This window comes from Shewanella sp. T24-MNA-CIBAN-0130 (assembly GCF_040310185.1).
Taxonomy (GTDB): Bacteria; Pseudomonadota; Gammaproteobacteria; order Enterobacterales; family Shewanellaceae; genus Shewanella; species Shewanella psychromarinicola.
Window position 1 is genome coordinate 1 of record NZ_JBEOPP010000442.1, and the last position, 252, is coordinate 252.

Sequence of the window (252 nt, forward strand, 5' to 3'; positions counted from 1 at the left end):
GCTTTACAGTGCCGAGGTGTTTTATAGGCAATCTGAATATGCACAAGGGGCTACATTATTTGCCATAGTAGAGGCACTTAACTGGCTAGTTAGTAATAAAATCCCCGTAATAAATATGAGCCTAACAGGGCCAAATAACGCAATTTTAGAAGCAAGTATTACTGCAGCAATAAAACAAAACGTATTAATTGTAGCTGCTGCGGGTAACCAAGGGCCGGCGTCGCAGCCGTTATACCCAGGCGCGTATAAAAG

At 42.9% G+C, this 252-nt stretch carries 1 protein-coding gene; it reads left to right on the forward strand.

Annotated features, from left to right (window positions below):
- The coding region (locus tag AAEZ02_RS23050; RefSeq protein ID WP_351125486.1) for a S8 family serine peptidase at positions 1-252 on the forward strand (252 nt) is incomplete at both ends.